The organism is Maricaulis sp. (assembly GCF_034670125.1).
In the GTDB taxonomy this organism is placed as follows: domain Bacteria; phylum Pseudomonadota; class Alphaproteobacteria; order Caulobacterales; family Maricaulaceae; genus Maricaulis.
On the sequence record NZ_JAXMOC010000002.1, the window covers coordinates 399,189 to 424,772 of the forward strand.

The following is a 25,584-nucleotide window of genomic DNA, read 5'->3' on the forward strand; positions in this document are numbered from 1 at the left end:
CGCGATGATGCCTGCTTTCGCTTTCAGCCTCGTGCAAAATCAAGGCCGAACTTTAGCGAAAGGTTTCCGCCGCTGCTTATTCGATCACATGGATGCAGTACCGATCAAGCACCATGCCTGCATCCAGAACCGTCGCTAGCTGTCGGAACCTTCCTTTTCGTCCGCGGCACGGCGCTCGATCACCTTGTCGACAAGGCCGAAATCAAGCCCTTCCTGCGCCGACATGAAATTATCGCGGTCGAGGGCATTCTCGATCTCGTCATAGGTCCGACCGGTGTGGTGCACGTAAATCTCGTTCAAACGGCGCTTGATCTTCTGGATATCAGCCGCGTGGCGCTCGATATCAGAGGCCTGCCCCCGGAATCCACCCGATGGCTGGTGCACCATGATACGCGCGTTCGGCGAGGCAAACCGCAGATCCTTCTCGCCCGCCGTCAGCAACAGCGACCCCATCGACGCCGCCATACCCAGGCACATCGTCGACACCGGGGAGCGTATGTATTGCATCGTGTCATAGATTCCCAGACCGGCCGAGACGACGCCGCCGGGCGAGTTGATGTACATCGAGATCTCTTTTTTCGGGTTCTCGGACTCGAGGAAGAGAAGCTGGGCGATGATCAGGCTCGCCATGTGGTCCTCGATGGGACCGGTGATGAAGATGATGCGCTCTTTGAGAAGGCGCGAAAAAATGTCGAATGAGCGCTCGCCGCGGCTCGTCTGCTCGACGACGATCGGAACCAGATTCATCATTACGTCCTGGGGATCATGCATATCGCGCTCCTTGGTGTGACGGCACCGGGTTCGGGCCGATTCTCATCAGACGGGATTGTGGAACTATCGCGGGCGTCGAAGTTTCAGGCAAGGCGCACGCTGCAGCGATCTCTGCCAATTCGTCCGGAAATGAAAAGCGCCGGCGCTTCGGGGAAGCACCGGCGCTGTATCAATGCGAAACGCGTCAGTGATTACGCGTCTTTCTTGGCAGCGGCCTTCTTGGCCGGAGCCTTCTTCTTGGCAGCAGGCTTTTTGGCCGGGGCCTCGTCCTTGGTCGCGGCTTTCTTGGCGGGCGCCTTTTTGGCCGGAGCCTTCTTGGCGGCCGGCTTGTCGTCGGCCGTGGCTTCGGACTTCTTGGCGGCGGTCTTCTTGGCTGGCGCCTTTTTCTTGGCGGCGGCCTTCTTGGCCGGCTTGGCAGGCGCCTCATCCTCGTCCGCATACAGCGCGTCCTTGGAAACGGTGGTTTCCGTCACGTCTGCCAGTTCGAGGATGTAATCGACGACCTTTTCTTCATAGATCGGGGCGCGCATCTGGGCGACGGCGTTCGGATTCTTCTGGTAGAATTCGACAACCTGACGCTCCTGGCCCGGATACTTCACCGCTTCCTGGTTGATGGCACGGGACAGCTCTTCCTGAGTCACGTCGATATTGTTGCGCCGGCCAATCTCGGCCAGGACCAGACCCAGACGCACACGGCGCTCTGCAATGTCGCGATACTCGCCCTTGAGCTCGTCTTCCGACTTGTTCTTGTCTTCTTCCTCAAGGTGATCGTGCTCGATGGCGTGCGCTACTTCGCGCCAGATATTGTCGAACTCAGCCGCCACCATTTTCGGCGGCAGATCGAACTTGTGTTCGGCATCCAGCTTGTCAAGCAGGTCACGCTTGACCTTCATGCGCGACTGCTGAGCATGCTCACCGGCGAAACGCTTCTTCAGCGCATCCTTCAGCCCGTCGAGATTTTCGAGACCGAGGCGCTTGGCCAGCTCGTCATCGACCTTGGCTTCCTGCGGCGCTTCCAGCCCTTTGACGGTGACGTCAAACACGGCGGCCTTACCAGCCAGCTGAGCGGCCTGGTAGTCTTCCGGGAAGGTGACGTTCAGCTCGCGCTCCTCGCCAACCTTGGCGCCGAGCAGCTGCTCTTCAAAGCCGGGGATGAAGGCACCGTCACCGATGGCGACACGGGCGTCCTCGGCCGAGCCACCTTCAAAGACTTCGCCGTCCAGCTTGCCGACAAAATCGATCACGACAACGTCGCCGTCTTCAGCCTTGGCGTTCTTGCCGCCTTTCTTGGCAGCAAATTCACGGCTCTCATTGGCCAGGCGCTCCAGCGCCTCATTGACTTCCGCGTCCTCGACCTCGGCGACCGGGCGCGTGACGGAAAGCTTGGCCGGATCGGCCGGCTCGAAATCAGGCATGATCTCCAGGGCGATCTCGAAAACGAAATCGGCCTTGCCGGCAACCACGTCCTTGGCTTCGCTGGTGACCGAGATGTCCGGCTGCGAGGCTGGCCGCAATTTCTTGTCGTCCAGCGTTTTTTGGGTGGTCTCCGGGACCAGCTCGTTGAGCAGGTCACCCATGATGCTCTCGCCGAACATCTTGCGGATGTGGCTGGTCGGCACCTTGCCCGGGCGGAAACCCTTCAGGCGGACTTCGGGGCGGATCTCTTCGATCTTCGCCGCCAGGCGAGCTTGCAGGTCGTCAGCAGGGATGACGATCTCATAGGTGCGGCTCAAGCCTTCGGAAGCTTTCTCGATGACGTTCATGGGTTAGCCTTAGATTTTCAAACAGACGGGCGGTCGAAACCGCGTGCAAAATCGAGCGCGCGTTATGTCACGCGGATTCGGAGCGTGCAACGCTGTGGAGCGGTTGGACCGCATCACAGCACACCATTCGGCACGTCGCGGGACCAACCGGCCCATCGCGCGCGCCGTCACAATACCCCGCAAACTGGTCGCATCGAGACCAAAATGGTGCGGATGGAGGGACTCGAACCCCCACGCCTCTCGGCACCAGAACCTAAATCTGGCGCGTCTGCCAGTTCCGCCACATCCGCATGTCGGGCCGGCGTTATGGCGCGGCTTTCGAGACCGTGCAAGCTCGCCATGTGCCTGACAGGAAGGCCGGCCGCAGCCACATGTCGTGTGGTCAATCGAGCCTTAAGCATTGCGCGGCATGGTGAGGCCGACGCCTGCTGATCGAGTATTCATGACTGCCGACCTGAAAACCTTCATCCGCCGGGCCATGGCACGTGGCGAACGCATCGACGCCGGCCAGTTCCGGCTTCTCAACCTGACTGCCGTGCGCGAGCAGGCCGGCGAGGCGTGGCCGTCCGCCAAGAAGAAGATCATGACGGCAGGCCAGCAATTCCTGTCCAAGCGCCTGCACGAGGACGACGCGGTGATCCCCTGTGAAGAGGGATTTCTGGTCTTATTCGCCTGTCCGCCCGAAGATCCTGCCGCTTTCCTGGCCGAGTTGGGCGATGCGTTGATGGCCTTTTTCCTGGGCAGCCCGGAAACCCGCGCCCTGGCGGTGGAGACCCAGGCCAGCCGCGTTGACGCGAGCGAGATATCCCAACTCGCGGCAACCACGGCGGCGGCACCCAAAGCACCGGCGACAGCCACACTCCGCAAGCCCGCCCCCGAGGAAGACAAACGCCCCCTGCCCCGCTCGCGCCCCGTATCGGAGTGCGAGGAAGACAGCGTGATTGCGCAGTATCGTCCGCTCTGGGACGCCCAGCGGCAATTGCTGGCCGCGAATGCCTGCCTCGCGAAAGTCGTTATCGGCGGCCGCGCGCTGGAAGGGCGACGCGCCATCGCGACGCGAATGTCCACCGCCAGCCAGTTTGATCTCGACCGGTGCGCCCTTGATGCCGCCGTGGAGATGATCACGGCCCTCGTCCGCAAGCAAAAGCGCATGACCCTGCGGGTCGCGCTTCATGCCGACAGCTGGGCGGATCGCGACCAGCGTGCCTCGCTCACCGAAGCCATTGAACGCCTGCCTGCTCCCCTGAGAAAGTCGCTCCTTGTGCGCCTTGACGGCGTGAGCGATCAGCCGGCAAGGCAGGCGGACGCCCTGTCAGGACTGGCCCATCTTGGAGTCGGCTTGATGGCGGAAATTCCGTTTGGAGAGTGTGAGCTGAACGACTTCGCCGACAAGGGCGTCAGCCTGTTCTCCTGCGCCTGTCCGCCGCCAACCAATGCCAATTCCGAGGGCATGATGGACCACGATGCCCGTGCCCTGAACCAGATGGTGAAAGCGGCTGCCGAACTGAAGGCCGCGACCTATCTCCATGACGTGCGTGACCTGCTTGTGCTCAAGGCGGCCATGGCCAGCGGCGTCCGCTTCTTCTCCGGGCAGGCCGTGGTCGCTGACCGAGCGACCCCGGCGCCGTCACAATCCCTGTCCATGGTCGACCTCTACCGAATGCACAAGGCGGCCTAGACGCGCCACCTGCCCCCCTCGATAGTGTCGTCATGACAGACGAGGAAAACCGGTCAGCTTTTGACTGGGAAACACGGTTCATCGAAAACAATACGCCCTGGGAGCGTGGCGGGTTACATCCCGCCTTTGAGGCATGGCACCGGCAAGCCGCTTTCCGGGCCGGCGAGCGCGCGGCCATCCCGGGCTGCGGCCGGTCCCCGGAACTTCTGGCACTGGCGCAAGCCGGTCTGGCCGTTACCGGGGCAGATCTGTCGGCAACGGCCATGGCCTGGCAGCGACAGCAATCCGACATTGCGGCCCGGTCAGTAGAGCTGATCACCGGTGATGTCCTCGCCTGGCAACCGGAACAGGCGTTTGACCTGGTCTACGAACAAACTTTCCTGTGCGCGATCCACCCGCGCTTGCGCGGCCGTTACGAGCAGTGCCTGACCCGATGGCTGGTGCCCGGCGGGCGGCTCTACGCCCTGTTCATGCAAAAGCCCGAGCGCGGCGGCCCGCCATTCGATTGCTCGCTTGAGGCCATGCGGACCCTTTTTCCGGCCGAACGCTGGATCTGGCCTGACGCGCGGCATATCCGTGCGTGGCCGCACCCCAAACTCAACGACAAAGCCGAACTCGGCGCTGTCCTGATCAAGCGCTAGGGGGTGTCCTGGGCCGCCGCGGGATCTGTCGGTGGTACGCTGCGACGCTTGCGCTGACGACCATGTTTGGCGGTCATTGGGGCCCGAACCAACACGAACAGTGCCGTCGCGGCACCCGCCAGGATGTTGGCGAAGGCGACACCCCAGATCACGCCAACGGGCGCGTCGAGATAGTGGGCGCCAATAATGACGGCCGGGATCATCAGGCCCAGGGCCCGGCTGGCGGTGATCACCATGCCGTGGGCCGGGCGGCCAAGCCCGTTGAAGCCGGCTGAGGCGGCAATCGTGATCCCGTAGCCGGCGATGGTCACCGGCACGATACGCCAATAGGCGATCGCGGTAGACTGACCGGCCTCACTGGGCAGAAACAATTCCGCCAGCCAGGGCGCAGCCACCCAGAGCAGGGCCGCAATCGAAACGCTCCAGCCGATGCAGAACAGGAAGCTTGACCGGAAGGCTTCCCGGACCCGGTCTAGCCGGTCGGCACCGCCATTCTGTCCAGTAACAGCACCAATACAGGCCGACAGGGCAAACAGGGGCACGATCGCAAAAGCCTCGATCCGTCCCGCCACGCCAAGTCCGCCGACAGCCGCGTCACCGAAACGCGCCATGGCGAGCCCGGACATGGCAATCGTCATCGCCAGGGGATTGAAGATATTGGACAGGCAGGCCGGCAGGCCGACCCGGGCAACATCCATCCAGTGGTGCCAGACTTCGCCAAGGTCTTCCGGCTTGAAGTCGATCAGCTTCTCCTTGACCACCAGGTACCAGGCAACCATCAAGAAGGTCATCGCGTTGGCGGCGACGGTTGCCAGGGCTGCTCCGGAGACCCCCCAGCCAAGGCCGGGGAACAGGCCGAAAACATCATCAAGAATGAAAATCGGGTCCAGGATCAGGTTCACCACTGCCGCCGCGATCATCATCAGGCTGGGGATGACTGCATTGCCGAGGGCACGAAGAATATTGCTGGCCACCATCGGCCCGACGATCAGCACGATCCCGGCGAACCACACGGTCATGTAGTCAACGACATGCGGCAACATGGTGTCACTCGCGCCGAGCAGCGCAAATATCGGTTCGACAAAAATGACACCCAGCAGCGACACCGATCCGACGGAGATCAGGGCAAGGGTCATCGCGTCGGTGGAAATCCGGGCGATGGTCGAGCTGCCATCCTTGCGTCCGGCGGCACGAGAGACGGCCGAGACGGCGCCAGCGCCCAAACCGATGGAGACACTCATCACCAGCATGGTGACCGGGAAGCTCATCTGGACCGCCGCCTGCTGCGCCGTCCCGAGCGTGCCAACCCAATAGGTATCGACAATACCCACCAGCATCATGGCGAGGATGCCGAAGCTCATCGGCAGAATCATTCGGACGATATGCCCGAAGACCGGACCTTCCGTCATGTCATGTGCAGACCGGCCGGCCATGATGTCCCCTCTTCACTCACAGACGAGCATAGATAGGAAGTGTCGGGCCTGTCTGCACTGCCTCGCTGTCAAATGACTGTGATGGGCCGGACTTCGGTTATCGAGTCCGCGTGACCGTCCAGACGATTTCGGCCTGAACACCGTCCATCGGCGGCATCGCGCAGCTCGGCTCAGTGAGGTCCGCGCCGATCTCCGGCACCGAGAAGCCGGAACAGCGCGTGTCTCCGCTGGCACTGCCCCGCAAGCGCAAAAAGTCATTCCGCCCGGCAAAGTAGACAAAATCCTCATAGGAAAACACGATATCAGCGGTGGCGCTGCCGTCACTGCTCCGGTCGATTTCGGTCACCGCATACTGCAACGCGCAAGACTGGTGGACACCGGGCCCACCACCGATCAGGGAAATATCAATGCAGCCATCGGGCTGAAACACAAATGTCCAGCTTCCACCGTCGCTCCAGTTATAACCAAGCAGAACCGACCATTCCTGACCAGCCAGCGGTGCGCCCTGCTCCTGACCCTGCGCCGGCGTCGCGCTCAAAAGCACGCACGCAACGGCAAGGCTGGCACGGCGGGACATTGTGATCAAACTGACCGAGCTCATGGCTGTCCTTCCAGGTTCGCACCGTGCAACAGCCTATTCCGGCAATCCCTAAACTCGCACTTACAGCGATATGGGTGTCGCGCTTTCAGCCCGGGACCTTGTTCAGGTCAAAGGCCGCGATACCCGCCAGATTGACGATGTCCGTTACATTGGCACCGAGGCGCGCGATCTGGACCGGCTTTTCCAGGCCCACCAGCATCGGGCCGATCACCGTCGCTCCGCCAGCGGCCTTGAGAAGGCGCACGGCAATCGAGGCCGAATGGATGGCCGGCATGATCAGCACATTGGCCGGTTGGGTCAGCCGCGAGAACGGGTAGAGCTTGTGGTGTTCCGGATCGAGGGCAACGTCAGCCGCCAACTCGCCTTCATATTCGAAGTCAGCGCCATTGGCGTCCAGGATCTCGACAGCCTGCTGGATCTTCGTGGTCCGTTCGCCCGGCGGATTTCCGAAGCTGGAATAGGACAGGAAGGCCAGATGAGGCGTGATACCGAACCGACGCGCAGCATGGGCGGTGACGACCGCGATTTCGGCCAAGGCCTCGGCGTCGGGGAACTCGGTCACCGACGTATCCCCGATCACCAGGCTTCGACCACGCGTCACTGCAATCGTGACACCAACGGGGCGGCTCCCGGCGATAGGTTCGAGAACAAGCTCGACCTCGTTCATCACGACATTGGAATGCCGGGTCACGCCCGTAACCATGCCATCGGCATGGCCCATTTTCAGCATGCAGGCGGAGAAGACATTGCGGTCGTTATTGACCCGGCGCTGAACGTCCCGTCGCAGATACCCCTTCCGCTGCAGGCGTTCATAGAGGTAATCAGCGTATTCGGAATTATGCTCCGACAGGCGCGCATTGCACACTTCCAGCGACCCGGCCGGGATTCCCAATTCCTTCATGTTCGCGGCGACGACATCTTCACGCGCAACGAGGATGGCCTTGCCGAGCCCCTGGACCTGAAAGGCGTGCGCCGCCCGTATGACCGTCTGCTCCTCGCCCTCGGCAAAGACGATCGTTTTCTGTTCCGCCCGGATCGATGCCGTGATGCGTTGCTGGACTGCCGCGGTCGGGTCCAGCCGCCGCGCCAGGACCTGCTTGTAAGCATCAACATCCTCCAGCGGCCGGCGAGCGACGCCGCTTTCGATTGCCGCCTGGGCGACAAAGGGCGGCACCCAGGAAATCAGGCGCGGGTCGAACGGTGTCGGGATGATGTAGTCCGGTCCGTATTGAAGCCGGTCAACCTTGTAGGCCTGAGCCACCTCGTCCGGCACGTCTTCCCGGGCCAGCGCTGCCAGCGCTTTCGCGGCCGCGATTTTCATCTCCTCATTGATCGTCCGGGCGCGGACATCCAGCGCCCCGCGGAAAATATAGGGAAAGCCGAGAACATTGTTGACCTGGTTGGGATAGTCAGACCGCCCCGTAGCCATGATGACGTCATCGCGCACCGACTTCACCTCTTCAGGCGTGATCTCCGGTGTCGGATTGGCCATCGCGAAAATGATCGGATTGGGCGCCAGCGAGGCAACGATGTCCTTGGTGAAGACACCGGCCGCAGACAGGCCGAGCAATACGTCGGCGCCTGCCGCGGCGTCGGCCAATGTCCGCTTGTCGGTACGGATCGCATGCCGGTTCAGGCGTTCATGCCCGCCCGGGCGACCTTCGTAAACGACCCCATCAATGTCGACCACGATGGTGTTCTCGGACTTGACGCCCATGGACTCGATCAATTCAAGCACCGTGAGGCCCGCCGCTCCGGCACCGCAAAGCACGACCTTGAGATCTTCCATCCGGCGGCCGGTCAGGTCACACGCATTGATCAGCCCTGCGGCGGCGATGATGGCGGTCCCGTGCTGGTCATCATGGAATACCGGAATGTTCAACTCGTCGCGCAGGCGCGTCTCGATCTCAAAGCATTCCGGCGACTTGATGTCCTCCAGATTGATCCCGCCAAACGTGTCACCGAACCCTCTCACGCAGGCGATGAACTTGTCCGGGTCGGTGTAGTCGACCTCGATGTCGACAGCGTCGATGTCGGCAAAGCGTTTGAACAGGACCGCCTTGCCTTCCATGACCGGCTTCGATGCGGCCGGGCCGAGATTGCCGAGGCCCAGAATGGCGGTCCCGTTGGAAACGACCGCGACCATATTCCCTTTGGAGGTGTAGTCGTAGACCGTGTCCGGGTCCGCCGCGATGGCCCGAACCGGTGCGGCAACGCCAGGGCTGTAGGCCAACGCCAGATCTCGCTGGGTCGCCATCGGCTTGGTGGCGGCGACAGACAGCTTGCCGGGCGTCGGTTTCATGTGGAAGGCAAGGGCGTCCGCATCCAGTTGTGTGTCTGCGCGATAGGTCGATTCAGCCATGATGTGTCCCGGGGAAAAGTGCAATGTCGAACATGAACCGCTCCGGCGCGGGTGCCAAGTCCCGCTATCGCCTAGCTTCCATGCGCGAGGAGATGGCTGAGCGCCGCCCCCTGGCGCCGTCGCGCCGCCAGTCCTTGCAGCACAGCCGGCAGGGTCGCCGGCAAATCCTCCGCCACCAGGCCTTCTCCCAGTTTCAGTCCCGCATCTCCATGAATCCAGGCCGCACTGGCTGCCGCGTCGTGCGCCGTCATGCCGGCCGCGAGCCCGGACGCGATGATACCGGCCAACACATCGCCACTGCCGGCCGTGGCAAGCCATCGGCTTGCGTGTGGGTTGATCCACGGCGTCATGCCCGGGGTGGCAATCACCGTCGCGGGCCCTTTCAGCAACACCGTGCTACCACACCGGTCGGCCGCTGCCTGAACCCGTTCAACCTTGTTCCAATGCGCTTGGGCGGGCCCGAATACCCGCAGAAATTCACCGGCATGGGGTGTCAGCACGCATTGCCCGTTCAATTGCGAAAACAAGGCGTCCGGATCGTGCTCGAAACTGGTCAGCGCGTCCGCGTCCAATACCACTGGAATGCCGGTTTCCAGGGCCGCCAAAACGGCGTCCCGCGCGGGTTCGCCAACACCCATTGAGGGCCCCATCACGACCGCATCAGCGCGCAGCCCGTCAAGCGTATCGCCCACATCAGCCGCGCCGTCCCAACGCGTCAGCATGACCGCGGTAAGGTGGGACGCATTGACCATCACGGCTGACGGCGGCGCGCATAGCGTTACCACGCCGGCGCCTGCTCTCAGCGCCGCCGCCGCGGCCAGCCGGGCCGCGCCGGAAGACCGGGCGCCGCCACTGAACACGGCAACCCGACCGCGGGCATGTTTGTGGAAAGGACGTCCGTCTGGCCGGGTATCCGGATGCCAAAGCGGCGTGTGAACCTCATGCGCCACCGGCGCCACATGTTCGGACCAGCCCGCCGGAATACCAATCTCCCGACGGACGACCTCACCACAACTTTGCGCATATGGTTCAATCAAATGCACAAGCTTTTTCCGGTGAAACGTCACCGTCAGTGTGGCCGCAAAATGGGGCCCGTCCACCGGCCTTGCATCACCGGACAGGCCACTCGGAATATCCACAGCGACTACCGGAACCTCGCTCTCCCGGACCCAATCGATCCAGCCCGCGGCCAGCCCCGTGATCGGTCGCGACAGGCCCGCCCCGAACAGGGCATCAACCACCAGTCCCGGCCTGCCGTCCGGCGTATCCGACAACGCGGTGTCCGGTGGATCGACCGGCCCGGCCCATCGCGCCAGCGCCCGTTCAGCCCCGGCGGCAAGGCGGTCCGGACTCGGCAGCAAAATGACCCGAACCGGCCAGCCTGCCTCGCGCAAGACACGCGCAGTGACCAGCCCGTCCGCGCCATTGTGGCCGGATCCGGCCAACACCCACACAAGACGGGGCGCCCATCGGGTCCGAATCGCGTCAGCAACCGCCGATCCGGCTGCCTCCACAAGGCTCTGGACCTCGATCCCGCTATCGAGCGCGAACCGGTCACAAACGGCGGTGTCTGCGGTTGCGAGAATTTCCATCGTCATGAGCGCTCCATTGTGTGGCACCCCTGCCCCATTGTGGGGCATACCGGCTACCGGCTGTCGCGGAGTCCCGATTCCGACTTGTAACCGACAGCGTGGTGCCTAGCGTCCCGTCGAGATCATGGAGTCCGTGATGAAGAAAATCGAAGCGATCATAAAACCCTTCAAGCTTGATGACGTGAAGGAGGCCCTGCAGGAAATCGGTGTGCAAGGGCTGACTGTCATCGAAGCCAAGGGATTCGGTCGGCAAAAAGGGCATACCGAGCTTTATCGCGGCGCCGAATACGTCGTCGATTTCCTGCCCAAGATCAAAATCGAACTGGTCCTGCCGGCCGATCGGGTCGACGCTGCGGTTGAAGCTATCCAGACTGCGGCCCAGACCGGCCGCATCGGGGACGGCAAAATCTTCGTGAGTCCCATCGAAAGCGTTATCCGCATCCGTACCGGCGAGACCGGTCGCGATGCCCTCTAATCCTATCTGATCAAATATCTGGAGCCTGGCCCATGTCAGACGCAATTCTCAAAAAGCTCAAAGACGAAGACATCAAGTATGTCGACCTGCGCTTCACCGACCCGCGCGGCAAGCTGCAGCACGTCACATTCGACCGGTCGGAGGTCAATGAGGACTTCTTCGAGGACGGGGTGATGTTCGACGGCTCCTCGATCGCCGGCTGGAAGGCGATCAACGAGTCCGACATGGTACTCAAGCCCGACGCCAGCTATTGCGAAGTCGATCCGTTCTACCAGCAGCCAACCGCCGTCATCCTGGCCGATATCCTCGAGCCGGGAACGGGCGAAGCCTACAACCGTGATCCGCGCACGACCGCAAAGAAGGCCGAGGCATTCCTGAAATCCACCGGCATCGGTGACACGGCCTATTTTGGCCCGGAAGCCGAGTTTTTCGTGTTCGATGATGTTCGCTACTCAACGAGTCAGCAGGACACCGGGTACAAGCTCGACAGCGAGGAAATGCCGCACAATACCGGCTCGAAATTCGAAGGCGGCAATATGGGCCACCGGCCCGGTCCCAAAGGCGGATATTTCCCCGTCAATCCGGTCGACAGCGGCCAGGACATGCGCACCGAGATGCTCACCGTGCTCGAAGAGCTCGGTCTGCATCCGGAAAAGCATCACCACGAGGTTGCCCCCGCCCAGCATGAGCTCGGCATGAAGTTCTCGTCGATGACGACGATGGCGGACCGCATGCAGCTTTACAAATACACCGTCCACATGGTCGCCCACGCCTACGGCAAGACCGCGACCTTCATGCCCAAGCCGGTTTGGAACGACAACGGCACCGGCATGCATGTGCACCAGTCGATCTGGAAAGACGGCAAGCCGATGTTCGCCGGCGACCGCTATGCGGACCTGTCGGAAACCTGCCTCCATTACATCGGCGGCGTCATCAAGCACGCCCGGGCCATCAATGCCTTCGCCAATGCCTCGACCAATTCCTACAAGCGCCTCGTGCCCGGCTTCGAAGCGCCGGTCCTGCTCGCCTACTCGGCCCGCAACCGGTCCGCATCGATCCGTATCCCGTGGGTCGGCTCGCCGAACGCCAAGCGTCTCGAAACCCGTTTCCCGGATCCCGCCGGCAACCCCTATCTGACCTTCGCCGCACTTTTGATGGCCGGTCTTGACGGCATCGAAAACCGGATCGATCCGGGTGATCCGATGGACAAGGATCTCTACGATCTGCCGCCCGAGGAGCTCAAGGACATCCCGACCGTCTGCCGGTCGCTCCGCGAGGCGCTGGAATCGCTCGACGCCGACCGCGCCTTCCTCAAGAAGGGTGGCGTGATGGATGATGACCAGATCGATGCCTATATCGACCTCAAGATGGAAGAAGTGCTGCGCTATGAAATGCACCCGCACCCGGTTGAGTTCGACATGTATTACTCCTGCTAAATCAAGCAGTTTCGACTGAATTGTGGTTGAAAATGACGGCCGGGCGCCTGCCCGGCCGTTTTCTTTTGTCCGCAGAACACCTCACGAGGTCGACGAGCGCGCGGGCATTCGCTACAAATCGTGCTCCAATCGACCCAACCCCGTTGGGAAGTCCTGTCAGGAGTTCGTATGCGTCGCCGTTTCTTGTTCGCCAGCGCCCTTGTTTCGCTGACCGTTACAGCTCCTGCCGCCTTTGCAGATCGCGAAATCACCGACGAAATCACCACGCCGGTGGCAACCTCAACTGCGGGTGATGGTGGCGTTCCGGACAATATCGTCATTTCCGTCGGCGGCCGCGTCACGCTCGTGCCGGGCGCGACCGGTGTGACGATCGACAGCGACAATGACGTCACCAATGGTGGCAGCATCATCATTGAGGGTGACGATGACGGCGGCGTCGGCATCCACGCGGTTGGCGGCAACACCGGCACGATCACCCATACGGGCCTGATCCAGGTCATTGCGGAGACCCGCGCCAGCGATACCGACGACCCCGCGGACGGACTGGTCGACGGCCCCATCGCCGTTGGTTCGAACCGCGTTGCCATTCTTGTCGACGGCGCCGCCGTTTTCACGGGCGACATCCTCGCCTCGGCCGGCAGCACGTTGACGGTGATCGGCAATGATTCGGCGGGCCTGCGTGTTCTGACCGGTCTCGACGGCGATATTGACCTGGCCGGCATTGTCCGGGCGATCGGCGACAACAGCTTCGGTGTCGAAATCCGCGGTGACGTATCCGGCGATGTGGACATCGACGGTCGGGTTGAAGTCCAGGGTGAAGGCAGCGGCGGCATCCTGATCGCAAGTGACGTCGATGGCGCCATCACCATCGGCGCAACCGTCAACGCGACGGCCTATCGCTTCCTCGGACGGCCGGTCGAAGAAACCCGCAACAACCTCGAGGCTGAAGACACAGCGGACAGTGCCTCGCCGGTCCTCATCAACGGCAACGCGGCCGGTGGCGTTTTCTTCAGTGGCTTTTCAGCAGACCGGCCCGGTACGCCATCCGCCAATATCACGGTGCGGGGCTCAGCGCCCGCCGCCCATATCCTGGCCAATGCCAGCTCAGGCGACATTGTTCTCGGGGAAGTCGTTCTGGAAGCCATTCCTGACGATCCGGACACCGCTGACGTTGACGAAAGCGTCGCGGCCGAATTGATCGGCTACGCCTTGGTCAATCGCGGGACCCTGAGCTCCCAGGGCAATCTGGACGCCGTCAATACAGTTTCGCTCGAAGTCAGCGGAGCGGATGGTCATACCGTCTCCCTCACCGGCGGCTTCCTCAATGACGGCACCATCAATGGCTCCGCCTGGCAGGCCACATCGACCGGCGTCCTGCTGGGTACAGGCGCGATCGTCCCGACCTTCGCCAATGCGGGCGACATCCTGATCCGGACCAATAACGAAGGGTCAACAGCTCGGGGCGTTTACATCGATACCGGGGCCAATGTCCCCATGCTGGTGAATTCCGGCACCATCGATGCCACGACACTCAATGGCGGCGGCGCGGTCGCCGTCACCGACCTGTCCAACACCCTCACCCTGATCGAAAACACGGGTGAGATTGCCGCCTATCACCTGAACACCCTGGTTGGCACCGATCCCCAGGTCGACGATCTGGTTGCCATCGACCTGTCTGCAAACACGGTCGGCACGACCGTCCGGCAGTATCGTGCGACCGATGCCGCGGACGACCATGTCGAGGAATTGATCGGGCAAGTCCGGTTCGGATCGGGCGACGACGTGTTGCAGGTCGAGTCCGGCGTAGTGTCCGGCGACCTGTCATTCGGCGACGGTGCCGATCAATTGATGATCTCCGGCGGCAACGTCTCCGGCGCGCTTGTTGATTCCGACGGCAATCTCGCAATCGAAGTCGATGACGCCCAGCTGGCCCTCGCGGCCAACACCAGCGCCAATATCACGACCGCCCGTTTCGGCGATGGTTCGGTGATCCGGTTCCAGATCGATGACGAGGCCGGCACAGCCGCCAACATCACGGCATCAGGTGACATCACCTTCCAGTCCGGCTCGAGGGTGGCTGCAACGCTGGCCAATCTGATTGGCGACGGCGCAACATTTGTCGTCGTTTCCGCCAATAACCTCGTGATCGAGGAAAGCCTCGACATTCTTCAGGATACCGAAGCGCCTTGGCTTTATGAATCGAATCTCGAATTCGATCCGAACAATGCCAACGCGCTGATCCTGACGCTGCGCCGGCGCACGGCCGCCGAACTGGGCATGAACGCCAACCAGGGCGCCGCCTACACGGCGGCACTTGAAGGCTGGCAGACCAATGAAGAGCTGGGCCAGGCGATTGCATCGCTTTTGACCCAGGACGAATTCTTCGCGGCCTATGACCAGCTGCTGCCGGAATACTCTGCCAGCGCGATCCAGTTCGCACTCGCTGCCAATGACAGTGCCGTTGGCGCCCTTGCCAACCGGCTTGAGGCCGTCCGCCGCAGCCCGGAAGAGTCGGGCGGACTTTGGGTCCAGGAATTCGGCTATTTCGCAGATCGCGCCGGCAGCGCCTTCGGTCCCGGGTATCGCGGACACGGCATCGGCGTCGCCGTCGGCTTCGATAGGCCGGTCGGTCCGTTCTACGCTGTCGGGCTGAATCTCGTCGGCGCGGCCAGCGAAGTCTCCGAGATCAACGGGGTCGACGATCCCATGAGCGCCATGACGGCGCAGGTCGGAACCTATGCCGGTGCCCGTTTTGGCGCCTTCGACCTGGATGCCTACGCTGCGGTTGGCTATGACAGGTTCGAGCACAATCGCCGCGTCCTGATCGGCGCATTCGACGCCTCTTCCACCGCTGACTGGAGCGGCTGGCACACCTCGGCTTCGGCCCGCATCTCGCGCGACCTCGCAATGGGCGATCGCTGGTATGTGCGGCCGGCTTTCTCGGTTGATTATCTGCGGTTGAGCGAAAGCGGCTACACCGAAACCGGCGGCGGCGTCGGGGTCGACCTGACCGTCGGCGACCGCGAGTCTTCGAGCTTCTCGGGAACCGGTCTGTTGACCCTGGGAGCCCGCTTCGAGAACACCAACAGCTGGTGGTCGCCAAGCGTTCGCGTCGGCTTCCGCAATGAATTCGGCGGTGGGGAAGCGGAGACAGCGGCCAGCTTCGCAGACTTTGACGACACCTTCACCTTGCGGTCCCAGTCGATGCCGGGAACAGGCGCCATATTCGGTTTCGGTGTCGCAGCCGGCTCCGGTTACTCGACCTTCTCCTTCGATTACGATGCGGATGTGCGGGAAGACTTCATCCGCCATACGGCCCGCCTCGTGATGCGGATGGTGTTCTAGACCCGATTTCGGTCGCCACGGATACAAATGCCCCGGCAGCCGCGCTGCCGGGGCATTTTCCTGTGGAACATCACCTGCAGGACCGCCCGAGGCTGCACTGACAAGCTGATCACACGGCAAACCCTGCGTAGACTTCACCCCTGACCGCCGACTCGTGCAAAGTGGATACATGTCGAACCAGAACTCCGATTCCGACCTGTTTTCAGGCGCACCGGCGCCGACGCCTTCCAAGGCGCCGGCTCCCGGTTATTCCGCGGCTCATATTGAGGTTCTTGAAGGGCTGGAAGCGGTCCGACGCCGCCCCGGCATGTATATCGGCGGAACGGACGAGCGCGCCTATCATCACCTGTTTGCGGAAATCCTCGACAACTCGATGGATGAGGCGGTCGCCGGTTGGGCGGATCGGATCGAGGTTGCCGTCGACGAGGACGGCTATATTACCGTCACCGACAATGGCCGCGGAATTCCCGTCGATCCCCACCCCAAATACCCCGACAAGTCCGCGCTCGAGGTTGTTCTGACCATCCTTCATGCCGGCGGCAAGTTTTCCGATAGTGCCTACAAGACGTCCGGCGGACTGCACGGTGTGGGCATTTCAGTGGTCAATGCCTTGTCCGAAGTGCTCGACGTTGAGGTCGCTCGCGAAAAGACCTTGTGGACCCAATCCTATTCACGCGGCCTGCCGCAGGGACCATTGGTCAAGGTCGGCCCCGCTCCAAACCGGCGCGGCACCAAGATCCGGTTCTTGCCTGACACCCAGATTTTCGGCGACCGGATGTCGGTCAAGCCCGCGCGCATCTACGCCATGGCGCGGTCAAAGGCGTTCCTGCGTCGCGGTGTGAAGATCCAATGGCGCTGTGCCCCCAGCCTGGTTGAGGGCACCGATACACCGGCGGATGACATTCTGTGTTTCCCGGGCGGACTCGCTGACCGCATGGCCGAGCTGGCCGACAAGCGGGCCCTGGTGACGACCGAAACCTTCAGCGGCCGCGTCGAACGTGAGGACGGCGCCGGTGGCGTGGAATGGGCGATCACCTGGTCCGCCAATGGTTATGGCGGCGACGCTGACGGCTTTTGCCAGTCATATTGCAACACGGTTCCGACCCCGCAGGGCGGAACGCACGAGCAGGGTCTGCGGGCCGCCCTGTCCAAGGGCTTGCGTGCCTACGCCGAGCATACCCATGCCAAAAAGGCGAGCCAGATCACGGCGGAAGACGTGCTGGGTGGTGCTGGTGCCCTGGTTTCGGTCTTCATTGGCGACCCTGAATTCCAGGGTCAGACGAAAGAACGCCTCGCGACCCCGGAAGCAACCAAACTCGTTGAGACGGCGGTTCGCGACCAATTTGACCATTGGCTTGCCGGCTCGCCCAAGGAGGCCGCCAAGCTGGTCGAGTTCGCCATCGAGCGCGCCGACGACCGCATGCGTCGCCGCAAGGAAAAGAACGTCAAGCGGCAGACCGCGTCACGGCGCCTTCGCCTGCCGGGAAAACTCGCCGACTGCTCTCGGGCGGATGCCGATGGTACCGAACTTTTCCTGGTCGAGGGGGACTCGGCTGGCGGCTCTGCCAAACAGGCCCGGTCGCGCCAGACCCAGGCAATCCTGCCCTTGCGCGGCAAAATCCTGAACGTGGCCTCCGCCACTGCCGACAAGATTTCGGCCAACCAGGAAATCAGCGATCTCCTGCTGGCACTGGGGTGTCTGACAGGCAGCAAGTTCAAACTGGAAGACCTGCGCTACGAACGCGTTGTCATCATGACGGATGCCGATGTTGACGGTGCGCATATCGCGGCCCTGCTGATTACCTTCTTCTATCGTTCCATGCCGGAGCTCATCCATTCCGGACGGCTTTTCCTGGCCCAGCCGCCGCTCTACCGGCTGACCCAGGGCAGTCGCACGCTCTATGCGCGCGATGATGCCCATCGTGAGCAGTTGATCCGGGATGAATTCAAGGCCAACAGCAAGATCGAAGTCGGACGCTTCAAGGGCCTGGGCGAAATGACCCCGTCCCAACTCAAACAAACCACCATGGATCCGGCGGTCCGGACTCTCGCGCGTGTGGTCATCGACGAGAACGACATGCCCACCCTTGAGGCACTGGTCGAAACGCTGATGGGAAAAAAGCCGGAGGCGCGTTTCAAGTTCATCCAGGACAATGCCACCTTCGTGACGGAAGACCTCGACCTGTAGGACCGCGCAGCCCGGCCACCTCTGTTTCGTTTTCTGACTGTCCGGTGAGTGGACAAGTTCCATCATAACGCTAGCCTCCCTGTCCTGAGATGATGATCAGAATCACGAGGGGATCCGATGATGATGCGACGCTCTATTCGTTCAGGACTGGCTGGCTGCGCGCTTTTGGCCATGGCCGCGACCGGACTGGTCGGCCCCGCCAACGCCGAACCGATCGAGTTTTTCCAGGTTGAGGGTGTCGCCTATGATCCCGGGGTTGCCGCACCGGAGGATTCGATTGGCTGGGGCCTTGGCGACCGGCCGGTCCGTCACGACCAGCTGGTCACCTACCTCTCGGAAATCGCAAATGGATCAGACCGCATCTCGGTCGAAACCATCGGCTATACGCACGAACGTCGGCCGATCCTGTTTTTTGTCGTTACCTCGCCCGAAAACCATGCGCGCATCGATGATATCCGCGCCGCCCACCTCGCCTCGCTCGAACCCGGCGCGGCGGCGACGGATGGACCGGCAATAGTCTGGTTGAACTACGGGGTCCACGGCGCCGAGTCGGCGGGTATGGATGCGTCGATCCCGACGCTCTACCACCTGGCCGCCGCACAGGGTGAGGAAATCGAGGCGACGCTGGACAATAGCGTCATCCTGATTACTGCAATCTTCAATCCGGACGGGCACTCGCGCCGCGTCAACCATGTCGAGACATTCGGCGGCGATGTCCGCACCACCGACCCGGACCATGAGCAGCACAATTTGTGGACCGCCGCCCGAACCAATCACTACTGGTTCGACCTCAACCGGCAATGGTTGCTCCAGACCCAACCGGAATCCCGCGCGTGGCTTGAGCAATGGCACGAATGGAAGCCCCAGGTGTCAGCCGATTTCCATGAGATGGGGACTGAAAGCACGTTCTACTTCCACCCTGGCGAGCCCCTGCGTCGTAATCCGCTCATTCCCGAGCAGGCCCGCGAACTGACCCTCGGGATCGCTCGCCACCACATCAGTTTTCTGGACAGCGAAGCGCGGCTCTACACCTCGGAGGAAGGTTTTGACAATTTCTATGTCGGCAAGGGTTCGACCTATCCGCAGGTCAACGGGTCACTCGGCATCCTGTTCGAAATCGGCGCGGCGCGCGGCGGCCTGATCGAATCGGAACGCGGGCTTGTCAGCCACGCGGACAATGTTCGCACCCATTTCCGAACCTCACTGACCACCATTGCCGGTGGCTTGGCCGCTCGCGACCAGATTGCTGCCTATCAGCGCGATTTCTTCACCAGTTCCATGGAGGCGGCCGGCCGGGATCGTGACCGCGGCTTTGTGTTCACCGCCGAGGGCGATCCGGCCCGGGCCAACATGTTCATTGACCTGCTCAATCGTCACGATATTCGCGTCAATCGCCTCGCCCGCGATGTCCGCAGCAATGGACGCACCTATGCCGCCGGCGAGAGCTTCGTCGTTTCCCTGGCCCAACCGCAGTACACAATGATCCGGTCGGTGTTCGACCGGGTTACGACATTTGAGGAAAACGTCTTCTACGACGTGTCGGGCTGGACCCTTCCGCTTGCCTTTGACCTCGACTATTCCGCGCTGGGCCGAAATTGGTCAGCCGACCTTGTCGGGGCAGAAACCGGGCCTGCGGCACTGGCCGTAGCCGCTCCGCCGCGGTCGAACTACGGCTATGTGCTGCGTTGGTCCGACTATTACGCTCCCCGCGCCCTGTATCGCCTGCTGGACGCCGACATCCGCGTCCGGGTCGCAACAGAGCCGGCCACCATCGCAACCCACACGGGCTCAACCCCGTTCGGGCCGGGCGCCGTGTTCGTACCGCTGATCGGACAGGACACAGACAATGACACCATCCACCAGCTGATCGAGACCATCGCCCGTGAAGACGGGGTCGCCGTTTCTTCGGTGACGTCGGGGTCAACTGCGGCGGGAACACCGGATCTGGGTGACGGGAACGGCTTCCGGGCCGTCCGACGCCCGGAAGTCCTGGTCCTGTTCGACGATGGACTGACCAGCTATGACGCGGGCGAGGTCTGGCACCAGCTCGATCACCGCATGCATATCCCCGTCACCCTGCGGCGCAAGGATGAGCTGGGCGGTATGGACTGGTCACGTTACACCCATCTGGTCATCGTCGGCGGCGGCAATACCAGCCTGTCATCCCGCACGACCGAACGGGTGAACCAGTGGATCCGCGAAGACGGCGGCATCCTGGTCACCATGCGCCAGGCATCCCGGATGGCGCAGTCGGCCTTCCTGGGAATGGAAGCGGCCGAAGACGACGCGGAAGACGATGCGGACGCCACCACCGAGCGTCGTGACTATGCCGATATGGGCGTGGACGATGCGGAGCATGTCATTGGGGGGGCCATCTTCCAGACCGACCTCGATCCGTCCAATCCGATCGGCTTTGGCTATGGCGACCGCAACCTTCCGGTTCACCGCAATACCAGCTTCACCCTGCAGCGGCCCGAGGACAATCCGTTTGCGGTCGTCGCGGAGTATACCAACACGCCATTGCTGTCCGGCTACGCGTCACAACGACGACAGGACGAAATCGCAGGAACGCCGGCGATCATCGCCCAGCGGCATGGCCGCGGGACTGTCGTCATGTTCGCCGACAACCCGACCTTCCGCGCAACCTTCCGCGGCACCGAGCGGGCGTTCATGAATGCGATCTTTTTCGGCGGCCTGATCGACCGCCCCTTTGGCGACTACGAAGAGGAATAGGCCGCCAGCTGGCCGTTCGCGGCCATTCGGGCTCCGCTCCGGCCTGGCGTCAGGACCGGGGCGAAAACTGACCGATCAGGGTTTGACGACCCGGTCCGGAAAGCGTTCAATCACTCATCTCTTCCGGCTGGTCACGCCGGACACAAAGTGGGGAATACCAATGACTTTCAAGGCATGGATGCCAACCTTGGCGGCGACAGCTGCCCTGGGTCTGGCGGCGTGCAGCTCGGGTACCGAAAGCGATGGTACCGAAGCTGCATCATCACAATCCGATATCGTTCGGCACAGTCTCGATCCATATCCATCAACCTACTCACCGCGACCCAGCGGCGTCACCCTCATCCAGGGAGGAACGATTTTTGATGGCTTGGGCGGTGAGATTGAAGGCGGCGATGTCCTGATCGAGAATGGCCGCATTGTTGCGGTCGGGACCGGCCTCGAGGCACCGGAAGGCGCGACCGTGGTGGACGCCACGGGACGCTATGTAACCCCGGGTGTAGTCGACATCCATTCCCATTTGGGCGCCTACCCCTCGCCCGGCGTCAGCGCCCACAGCGACGGCAATGAGGCGACCCAGCCAGTGACCTCCGAAGTTTGGGTCGAGCACAGCGTCTGGCCCCAGGATCCCGGGTTCGAGGCAGCCCTGGCCGGCGGCGTCACTACGCTGCATGTGCTACCCGGTTCCGCCAATCTTTTTGGCGGTCGCGGTGTGACCTTGCGCAATGTGTCTGCCCGCACAGTCCAGGAAATGAAGTTCCCGGAGGCCCCCTACACGCTCAAGATGGCCTGTGGCGAAAACCCGTCCCGGGTCTACGGCAATCGGGGCCAGTCGCCGGCGACTGACATGGGCAACATGGCGGGCTACCGGACCGCCTGGATCCGGGCGTCGGAATATCGCGACAGCTGGCAGGAATACTGGGACGCCGCTGAAGCCGGTGACGACGCCTCGGCACCGACACGCGATCTTGAGCTGGAAACCCTGATGGGTGTCCTCGACGGCGAGATCCTGATCCAGATGCATTGCTACAGGGCCGACCAGATGGCCCAGATCATCGATCTCTCCCAAGAGTTTGGCTATCAGGTAACGACTTTCCACCACGCTGTGGAAGCCTATAAGATTCCTGACCTTCTGGCCGAGAACGGCACCTGTGCCGCAGTCTGGGCTGATTGGGGCGGATTCAAGATGGAGGCTTATGACGCCATCCGTGAGAACCTGGCCATGACGCATGCCAATGGCGCCTGCGCCATGATCCATTCGGACAGCGACATGGGCATCCAGCGGCTCAACCAGGAAGTGGCCAAGGCCTTGGGCGATGGTCGCCGGGCCGGTCTGGACATCTCCGACGGCGAAGCCTGGCGCTGGCTGTCTTCCAATCCAGCCGAAGCACTCGGCATTGCCGATCAGACCGGCAGCCTGCAGGCCGGTTTGCGCGCCGATGTCGTGCTTTGGTCGGGCAATCCCTATTCAACTTACACACGTGCGGACCTAGTCTGGATCGACGGAGCCCTGAGCTTTGACCGCCGCGACGAAGACGACCAGCCGGTACGCGACTTCATGCTCGGCCAGCCGGGTGAAGGAGACCAATGATGAGAACCATCCTTCCAGCCCTCGCCCTGGCGCTTGCCAGCGCAGCGCCCGGCCTGGCGCAGTCCTATGCGGTCACAAATGGCCGCGTGGTCACCAACACCGAACAAGGCGTCATTGCCGACGGCACCGTCCTGGTCCGCGATGGCAACATCGTCGCGGTCGGTGCCGAGGTCAGCATACCTGACGGCACAGACATCATCGACGCCAATGGCGGGTGGATCACGCCCGGCCTGTTCGCGCCCTTTACACAGATCGGCCTCACCGAGGTGGCCTTGGAGGGCTCGACGACGGATTCCGGCGCCAACGATTCGCCGTATTCGGTCGCGCTGGATGTCAGCGACGGATTCAATCCGGGCGGAACGCATATCGCGGCCACCCGCATGCGAGGTGTGACCCGAGCCGCCATCTACCCGACAACCGGCCACAATATTTTTGCCGGCCAGGGCGCGCTGGTGGAAACAGGCGGCGAAGGCGACTCGCTGTTCCAGAGCAACAGTTTCGTGTTTGCCGACCTGAGCCAATCCGGCGCATCCACTGCTGGCGGGTCGAGACCCGCTGCTTGGGCCTTTTTGGAGGCCGCCTTCAACGATGCCCGCGGCTATCCAGGCCGTTTCTCGGCCGATCACGAGGGCGACGCACTCAATCGCTATGACGCCCAGGCCTTGTTGCCGGTGGTCCGCGGTCGCGTCCCTCTGGTCCTTAATATCGATCGCGCGGCAGACCTGCGCCGGGCGATCCGCTTCCAGGCTGACAATGCGCCGGTCCAGATCATCATTGAGGGCGGTGCCGAAGCCTGGATGGTTGCCGACGAGCTGGCCGCGGCGGGTATTCCGGTCTTGCTGGATCCGCTTCGCAACCTGCCGGCCTCGTTTGACGAGGTCGCCGCGACGCTGGATGGAGCCCAACGTCTCCATGCAGCGGGCGTGACGGTCGCTTACACCACGCAAACCTCGGACGGGTATTACAACGCCCGCCTGATCGCCCAACACGCCGGCAATGCCGTGGCCAATGGGGTTGCCTGGGATCAGGCCTTCCGGTCCATCACCCTGACACCGGCCGAGATCTATGGCGTCGGCGAGCGCTACGGTGCGCTGGCGACCGGCTATGCCGGCGATGTCGTTGTTTGGGACGGGGACCCGCTGGAGGTGATGAGTTCACCTGTCGCGGTTCTGATCGATGGCGAGTTGACGGCCATGGATTCACGGCAATCGCGCCTGCGCGACCGTTACATCAATATCACGGACGAGACGCCATTCGCGTATCGGCGTTAGCGGTTCAGCCTTGTTGCGTTGACTTGCAGCCGGGCCACCGTATTTTGCGCTCACCAAGCGGCCGCGCCCCTACGGCGCGGCCGTCCTGATTTCAGGTCAAGCCAAAGGATGCCATGACGTTCGCAGATCTGGGTCTGAGCCCAAAACTACTCGAAGCCATTACCCAAGCCGGCTATAGCGAACCGACTCCGATCCAGGCCGGTGCCATCCCGCCGGCACTTGCCGGGAAAGATGTGCTTGGCATTGCGCAGACTGGTACCGGCAAGACGGCTTCCTTCACGCTGCCGCTGATCGAGCGCCTGTCGCGTGGCCGTGCGAAAGCCCGCATGCCGCGCTCCCTCATCATCGCGCCGACACGTGAATTGGCAGCACAGTGCGCCGAGAATTTCGAGACCTATTCCAAAGGCCAGAAGCTTTCGATGGCGCTCCTTATCGGTGGTGTCGCCTTTGGCCCACAGGAAGAAATTCTCAACCGGGGCGCTGACGTGCTGATCGCAACCCCGGGCCGCCTGCTCGACCATTTTGGTCGGGGCAAACTGCTGATGAATGGCGTCCAGATGCTGGTGGTCGATGAAGCCGACCGCATGCTCGACATGGGGTTCATCCCGGACCTCGAGAAAATCTTCTCGCTGATCCCGCCACCGCCGCGCCGCCAGACACTGTTCTTCTCGGCCACAATGCCAAAAGAAATCCAAAGCCTTGTTGATCGTTTCCTGCGCGACCCGGTGCGCGTGGAGACGTCTCGCCCGGCCCAGACGGGCGCCAATATCAATCAGCTGATGATCCGGCTGACTGACAACTCGGCGAAGTCCAAGCGTCTGGCACTGCGCCAGGCGATGTCGCGGGATGGCGTGAAGAACGGCATCATCTTTTCCAACCGCAAGCGCGATGTCGACGTTGTGGCGCGGTCGCTTCAGCGCCACGGCTTCTCCGCAGCGCCCATTCATGGCGATCTCGATCAGTCAGCCCGGACCGCGACACTCGCTGACTTCAAGGCCGGCACGCTGCGTTTCCTGGTGGCCAGCGATGTGGCCGCCCGTGGTCTCGACATTCCCGATGTCAGCCATGTCTTCAACTATGACATGCCGCATCACGCCGATGATTATGTGCACCGGATCGGTCGAACCGGTCGCGCCGGCAAGTCCGGGGAATCGGTCACAATCTTCGCGCCTGGCGATGAAAAGTCGCTGGCCGCGGTCCTGAAACTGATCAAGGAAGACATTCCCGAACTGGTGATGGACGGCAGCACCGGCGCGGCAGGCGAAGCCAGCAACCCGGCACGTACCGAGGCTGATGAAGCCTCCACCAAGCCTCGCCCCGCCCGTTCGCGCTCGAGAAAGCCCAAGGCACCTCGCAAAACAGCCGATCCCGAGACCGACATTGCTGCGGACGCAAGCGCAAACGATACACCAGAACCGGAGGCGGAGCCGAAACCTGCGCGGTCCCAGCCGGTCACCGCCGGTGAAACCCGGGCCGTCAGTCGGTCCAAGGCGCCGGATTCAGGTCGTGATACGGGCGATGAAAAGTCGCGGCAATCGAACCGACGCTCTGGTTCCAAGCGCGATCGCGGTCAAGGCAATGATCGCTCGGTTGTCGGATTTGGGGATCATGTTCCCGGTTTCATGAACGCCGATCGATAGAAACGCCGGCAGTCGGTCGCAGCCCTTGTTGGGGCCGACTTCAGTTTCGACTCATATGGCATGAGTG

The 25,584-nt window shown here is 62.4% G+C and carries 16 protein-coding genes and 1 tRNA gene; 10 read left to right on the plus strand and 7 right to left on the minus strand.

From position 1 onward, the window contains the following. Window positions 1-135 precede the first annotated feature (135 nt). The 3 genes from VOI18_RS05250 to VOI18_RS05260 form a co-directional block, all read right to left on the minus strand. Window positions 136-771, minus strand: coding sequence for an ATP-dependent Clp protease proteolytic subunit (locus tag VOI18_RS05250; protein ID WP_323761357.1), 636 nt, complete (start codon window positions 769-771; stop codon window positions 136-138). Between the two features lie 191 nt (window positions 772-962). Further along, window positions 963-2,534, minus strand: a complete 1,572-nt coding sequence (tig, locus tag VOI18_RS05255) for a trigger factor (RefSeq protein ID WP_323761358.1) — start codon at window positions 2,532-2,534, stop codon at window positions 963-965. A gap of 205 nt (window positions 2,535-2,739) precedes the next feature. After that, window positions 2,740-2,824: transfer RNA gene (locus VOI18_RS05260), tRNA-Leu, on the minus strand. Between the two features lie 152 nt (window positions 2,825-2,976). Here VOI18_RS05260 and VOI18_RS05265 point away from each other — a divergent pair. Further along, window positions 2,977-4,212: a hypothetical protein gene (locus VOI18_RS05265; RefSeq protein ID WP_323761359.1), complete on the plus strand. Its 1,236-nt coding sequence runs from the start codon at window positions 2,977-2,979 to the stop codon at window positions 4,210-4,212. A 32-nt stretch (window positions 4,213-4,244) separates the two neighbouring features. Then, window positions 4,245-4,853: a methyltransferase domain-containing protein gene (locus tag VOI18_RS05270; RefSeq protein WP_323761360.1), complete on the plus strand. Its 609-nt coding sequence runs from the start codon at window positions 4,245-4,247 to the stop codon at window positions 4,851-4,853. Here VOI18_RS05270 and VOI18_RS05275 read toward each other — a convergent pair. The 4 genes from VOI18_RS05275 to VOI18_RS05290 form a co-directional block, all read right to left on the minus strand. Then, the gene (locus VOI18_RS05275) at window positions 4,850-6,286 is read right to left on the minus strand and encodes an MATE family efflux transporter (RefSeq protein ID WP_323761361.1); all 1,437 of its coding nucleotides are present in this window, start codon (window positions 6,284-6,286) and stop codon (window positions 4,850-4,852) included. The genes VOI18_RS05270 and VOI18_RS05275 overlap by 4 nt on opposite strands. Window positions 6,287-6,383: 97 nt before the next feature. Further along, entirely contained in the window at window positions 6,384-6,887 is a 504-nt protein-coding gene (locus tag VOI18_RS05280; RefSeq protein WP_323761362.1) for a hypothetical protein, read from the minus strand. Between the two features lie 85 nt (window positions 6,888-6,972). Continuing rightward, window positions 6,973-9,249, minus strand: coding sequence for an NADP-dependent malic enzyme (locus VOI18_RS05285; protein ID WP_323761363.1), 2,277 nt, complete (start codon window positions 9,247-9,249; stop codon window positions 6,973-6,975). 71 nt (window positions 9,250-9,320) lie between these two features. After that, window positions 9,321-10,847: an NAD(P)H-hydrate dehydratase gene (locus VOI18_RS05290; RefSeq protein ID WP_323761364.1), complete on the minus strand. Its 1,527-nt coding sequence runs from the start codon at window positions 10,845-10,847 to the stop codon at window positions 9,321-9,323. A gap of 130 nt (window positions 10,848-10,977) precedes the next feature. Between VOI18_RS05290 and VOI18_RS05295 the strand changes: the two genes are divergently transcribed. The 8 genes from VOI18_RS05295 to VOI18_RS05330 all read left to right on the plus strand — a co-directional run bounded on the left by VOI18_RS05295 (window position 10,978) and on the right by VOI18_RS05330 (window position 25,517). Continuing rightward, a complete protein-coding gene (locus VOI18_RS05295) occupies window positions 10,978-11,316 on the plus strand; it encodes a P-II family nitrogen regulator (RefSeq protein ID WP_295692425.1) in 339 nt (112 codons plus the stop codon). 32 nt (window positions 11,317-11,348) lie between these two features. Beyond that, a complete protein-coding gene (gene glnA / locus VOI18_RS05300) occupies window positions 11,349-12,752 on the plus strand; it encodes a type I glutamate--ammonia ligase (RefSeq protein ID WP_323761365.1) in 1,404 nt (467 codons plus the stop codon). A 168-nt stretch (window positions 12,753-12,920) separates the two neighbouring features. Beyond that, window positions 12,921-16,097, plus strand: a complete 3,177-nt coding sequence (locus VOI18_RS05305; RefSeq protein WP_323761366.1) for an autotransporter outer membrane beta-barrel domain-containing protein — start codon at window positions 12,921-12,923, stop codon at window positions 16,095-16,097. Window positions 16,098-16,266: 169 nt separating this feature from the next. Further along, on the plus strand, window positions 16,267-18,285 hold the full coding sequence (parE, locus tag VOI18_RS05310; protein WP_323761367.1) for a DNA topoisomerase IV subunit B: 2,019 nt from the start codon (window positions 16,267-16,269) through the stop codon (window positions 18,283-18,285). A 123-nt stretch (window positions 18,286-18,408) separates the two neighbouring features. After that, window positions 18,409-21,018, plus strand: coding sequence for a M14 family zinc carboxypeptidase (locus VOI18_RS05315; RefSeq protein WP_323761368.1), 2,610 nt, complete (start codon window positions 18,409-18,411; stop codon window positions 21,016-21,018). Between the two features lie 160 nt (window positions 21,019-21,178). After that, a complete protein-coding gene (locus VOI18_RS05320) occupies window positions 21,179-22,606 on the plus strand; it encodes an amidohydrolase (RefSeq protein ID WP_323761369.1) in 1,428 nt (475 codons plus the stop codon). Further along, the gene (locus VOI18_RS05325; RefSeq protein WP_323761370.1) at window positions 22,606-23,877 is read left to right on the plus strand and encodes an amidohydrolase family protein; all 1,272 of its coding nucleotides are present in this window, start codon (window positions 22,606-22,608) and stop codon (window positions 23,875-23,877) included. Before VOI18_RS05320 ends, VOI18_RS05325 begins: the two co-directional genes overlap by 1 nt. 113 nt (window positions 23,878-23,990) lie before the next feature. Further along, complete coding sequence (locus VOI18_RS05330; RefSeq protein WP_323761371.1) at window positions 23,991-25,517, plus strand: DEAD/DEAH box helicase; 1,527 nt, start codon at window positions 23,991-23,993, stop codon at window positions 25,515-25,517. Window positions 25,518-25,584: the final 67 nt, after the last annotated feature.

Excerpts from the sequence above, each read along its gene's own strand:
- VOI18_RS05295 (WP_295692425.1), top strand. The coding sequence starts at position 10,978 with ATGAAGAAAATCGAAGCGATCATAAAACCCTTCAAGCTTGATGACGTG.
- VOI18_RS05285 (WP_323761363.1), bottom strand. The coding sequence starts at position 9,249 with ATGGCTGAATCGACCTATCGCGCAGACACACAACTGGATGCGGACGCC.
- VOI18_RS05290 (WP_323761364.1), bottom strand. The coding sequence starts at position 10,847 with ATGACGATGGAAATTCTCGCAACCGCAGACACCGCCGTTTGTGACCGG.
- parE (WP_323761367.1), top strand. The coding sequence starts at position 16,267 with ATGTCGAACCAGAACTCCGATTCCGACCTGTTTTCAGGCGCACCGGCG.
- VOI18_RS05275 (WP_323761361.1), bottom strand. The coding sequence starts at position 6,286 with ATGGCCGGCCGGTCTGCACATGACATGACGGAAGGTCCGGTCTTCGGG.
- VOI18_RS05305 (WP_323761366.1), top strand. The coding sequence starts at position 12,921 with ATGCGTCGCCGTTTCTTGTTCGCCAGCGCCCTTGTTTCGCTGACCGTT.
- VOI18_RS05325 (WP_323761370.1), top strand. The coding sequence starts at position 22,606 with ATGAGAACCATCCTTCCAGCCCTCGCCCTGGCGCTTGCCAGCGCAGCG.
- VOI18_RS05250 (WP_323761357.1), bottom strand. The coding sequence starts at position 771 with ATGCATGATCCCCAGGACGTAATGATGAATCTGGTTCCGATCGTCGTC.
- VOI18_RS05320 (WP_323761369.1), top strand. The coding sequence starts at position 21,179 with ATGACTTTCAAGGCATGGATGCCAACCTTGGCGGCGACAGCTGCCCTG.
- glnA (WP_323761365.1), top strand. The coding sequence starts at position 11,349 with ATGTCAGACGCAATTCTCAAAAAGCTCAAAGACGAAGACATCAAGTAT.
- tig (WP_323761358.1), bottom strand. The coding sequence starts at position 2,534 with ATGAACGTCATCGAGAAAGCTTCCGAAGGCTTGAGCCGCACCTATGAG.
- VOI18_RS05330 (WP_323761371.1), top strand. The coding sequence starts at position 23,991 with ATGACGTTCGCAGATCTGGGTCTGAGCCCAAAACTACTCGAAGCCATT.
- VOI18_RS05265 (WP_323761359.1), top strand. The coding sequence starts at position 2,977 with ATGACTGCCGACCTGAAAACCTTCATCCGCCGGGCCATGGCACGTGGC.
- VOI18_RS05315 (WP_323761368.1), top strand. The coding sequence starts at position 18,409 with ATGCGACGCTCTATTCGTTCAGGACTGGCTGGCTGCGCGCTTTTGGCC.
- VOI18_RS05270 (WP_323761360.1), top strand. The coding sequence starts at position 4,245 with ATGACAGACGAGGAAAACCGGTCAGCTTTTGACTGGGAAACACGGTTC.
- VOI18_RS05280 (WP_323761362.1), bottom strand. The coding sequence starts at position 6,887 with ATGAGCTCGGTCAGTTTGATCACAATGTCCCGCCGTGCCAGCCTTGCC.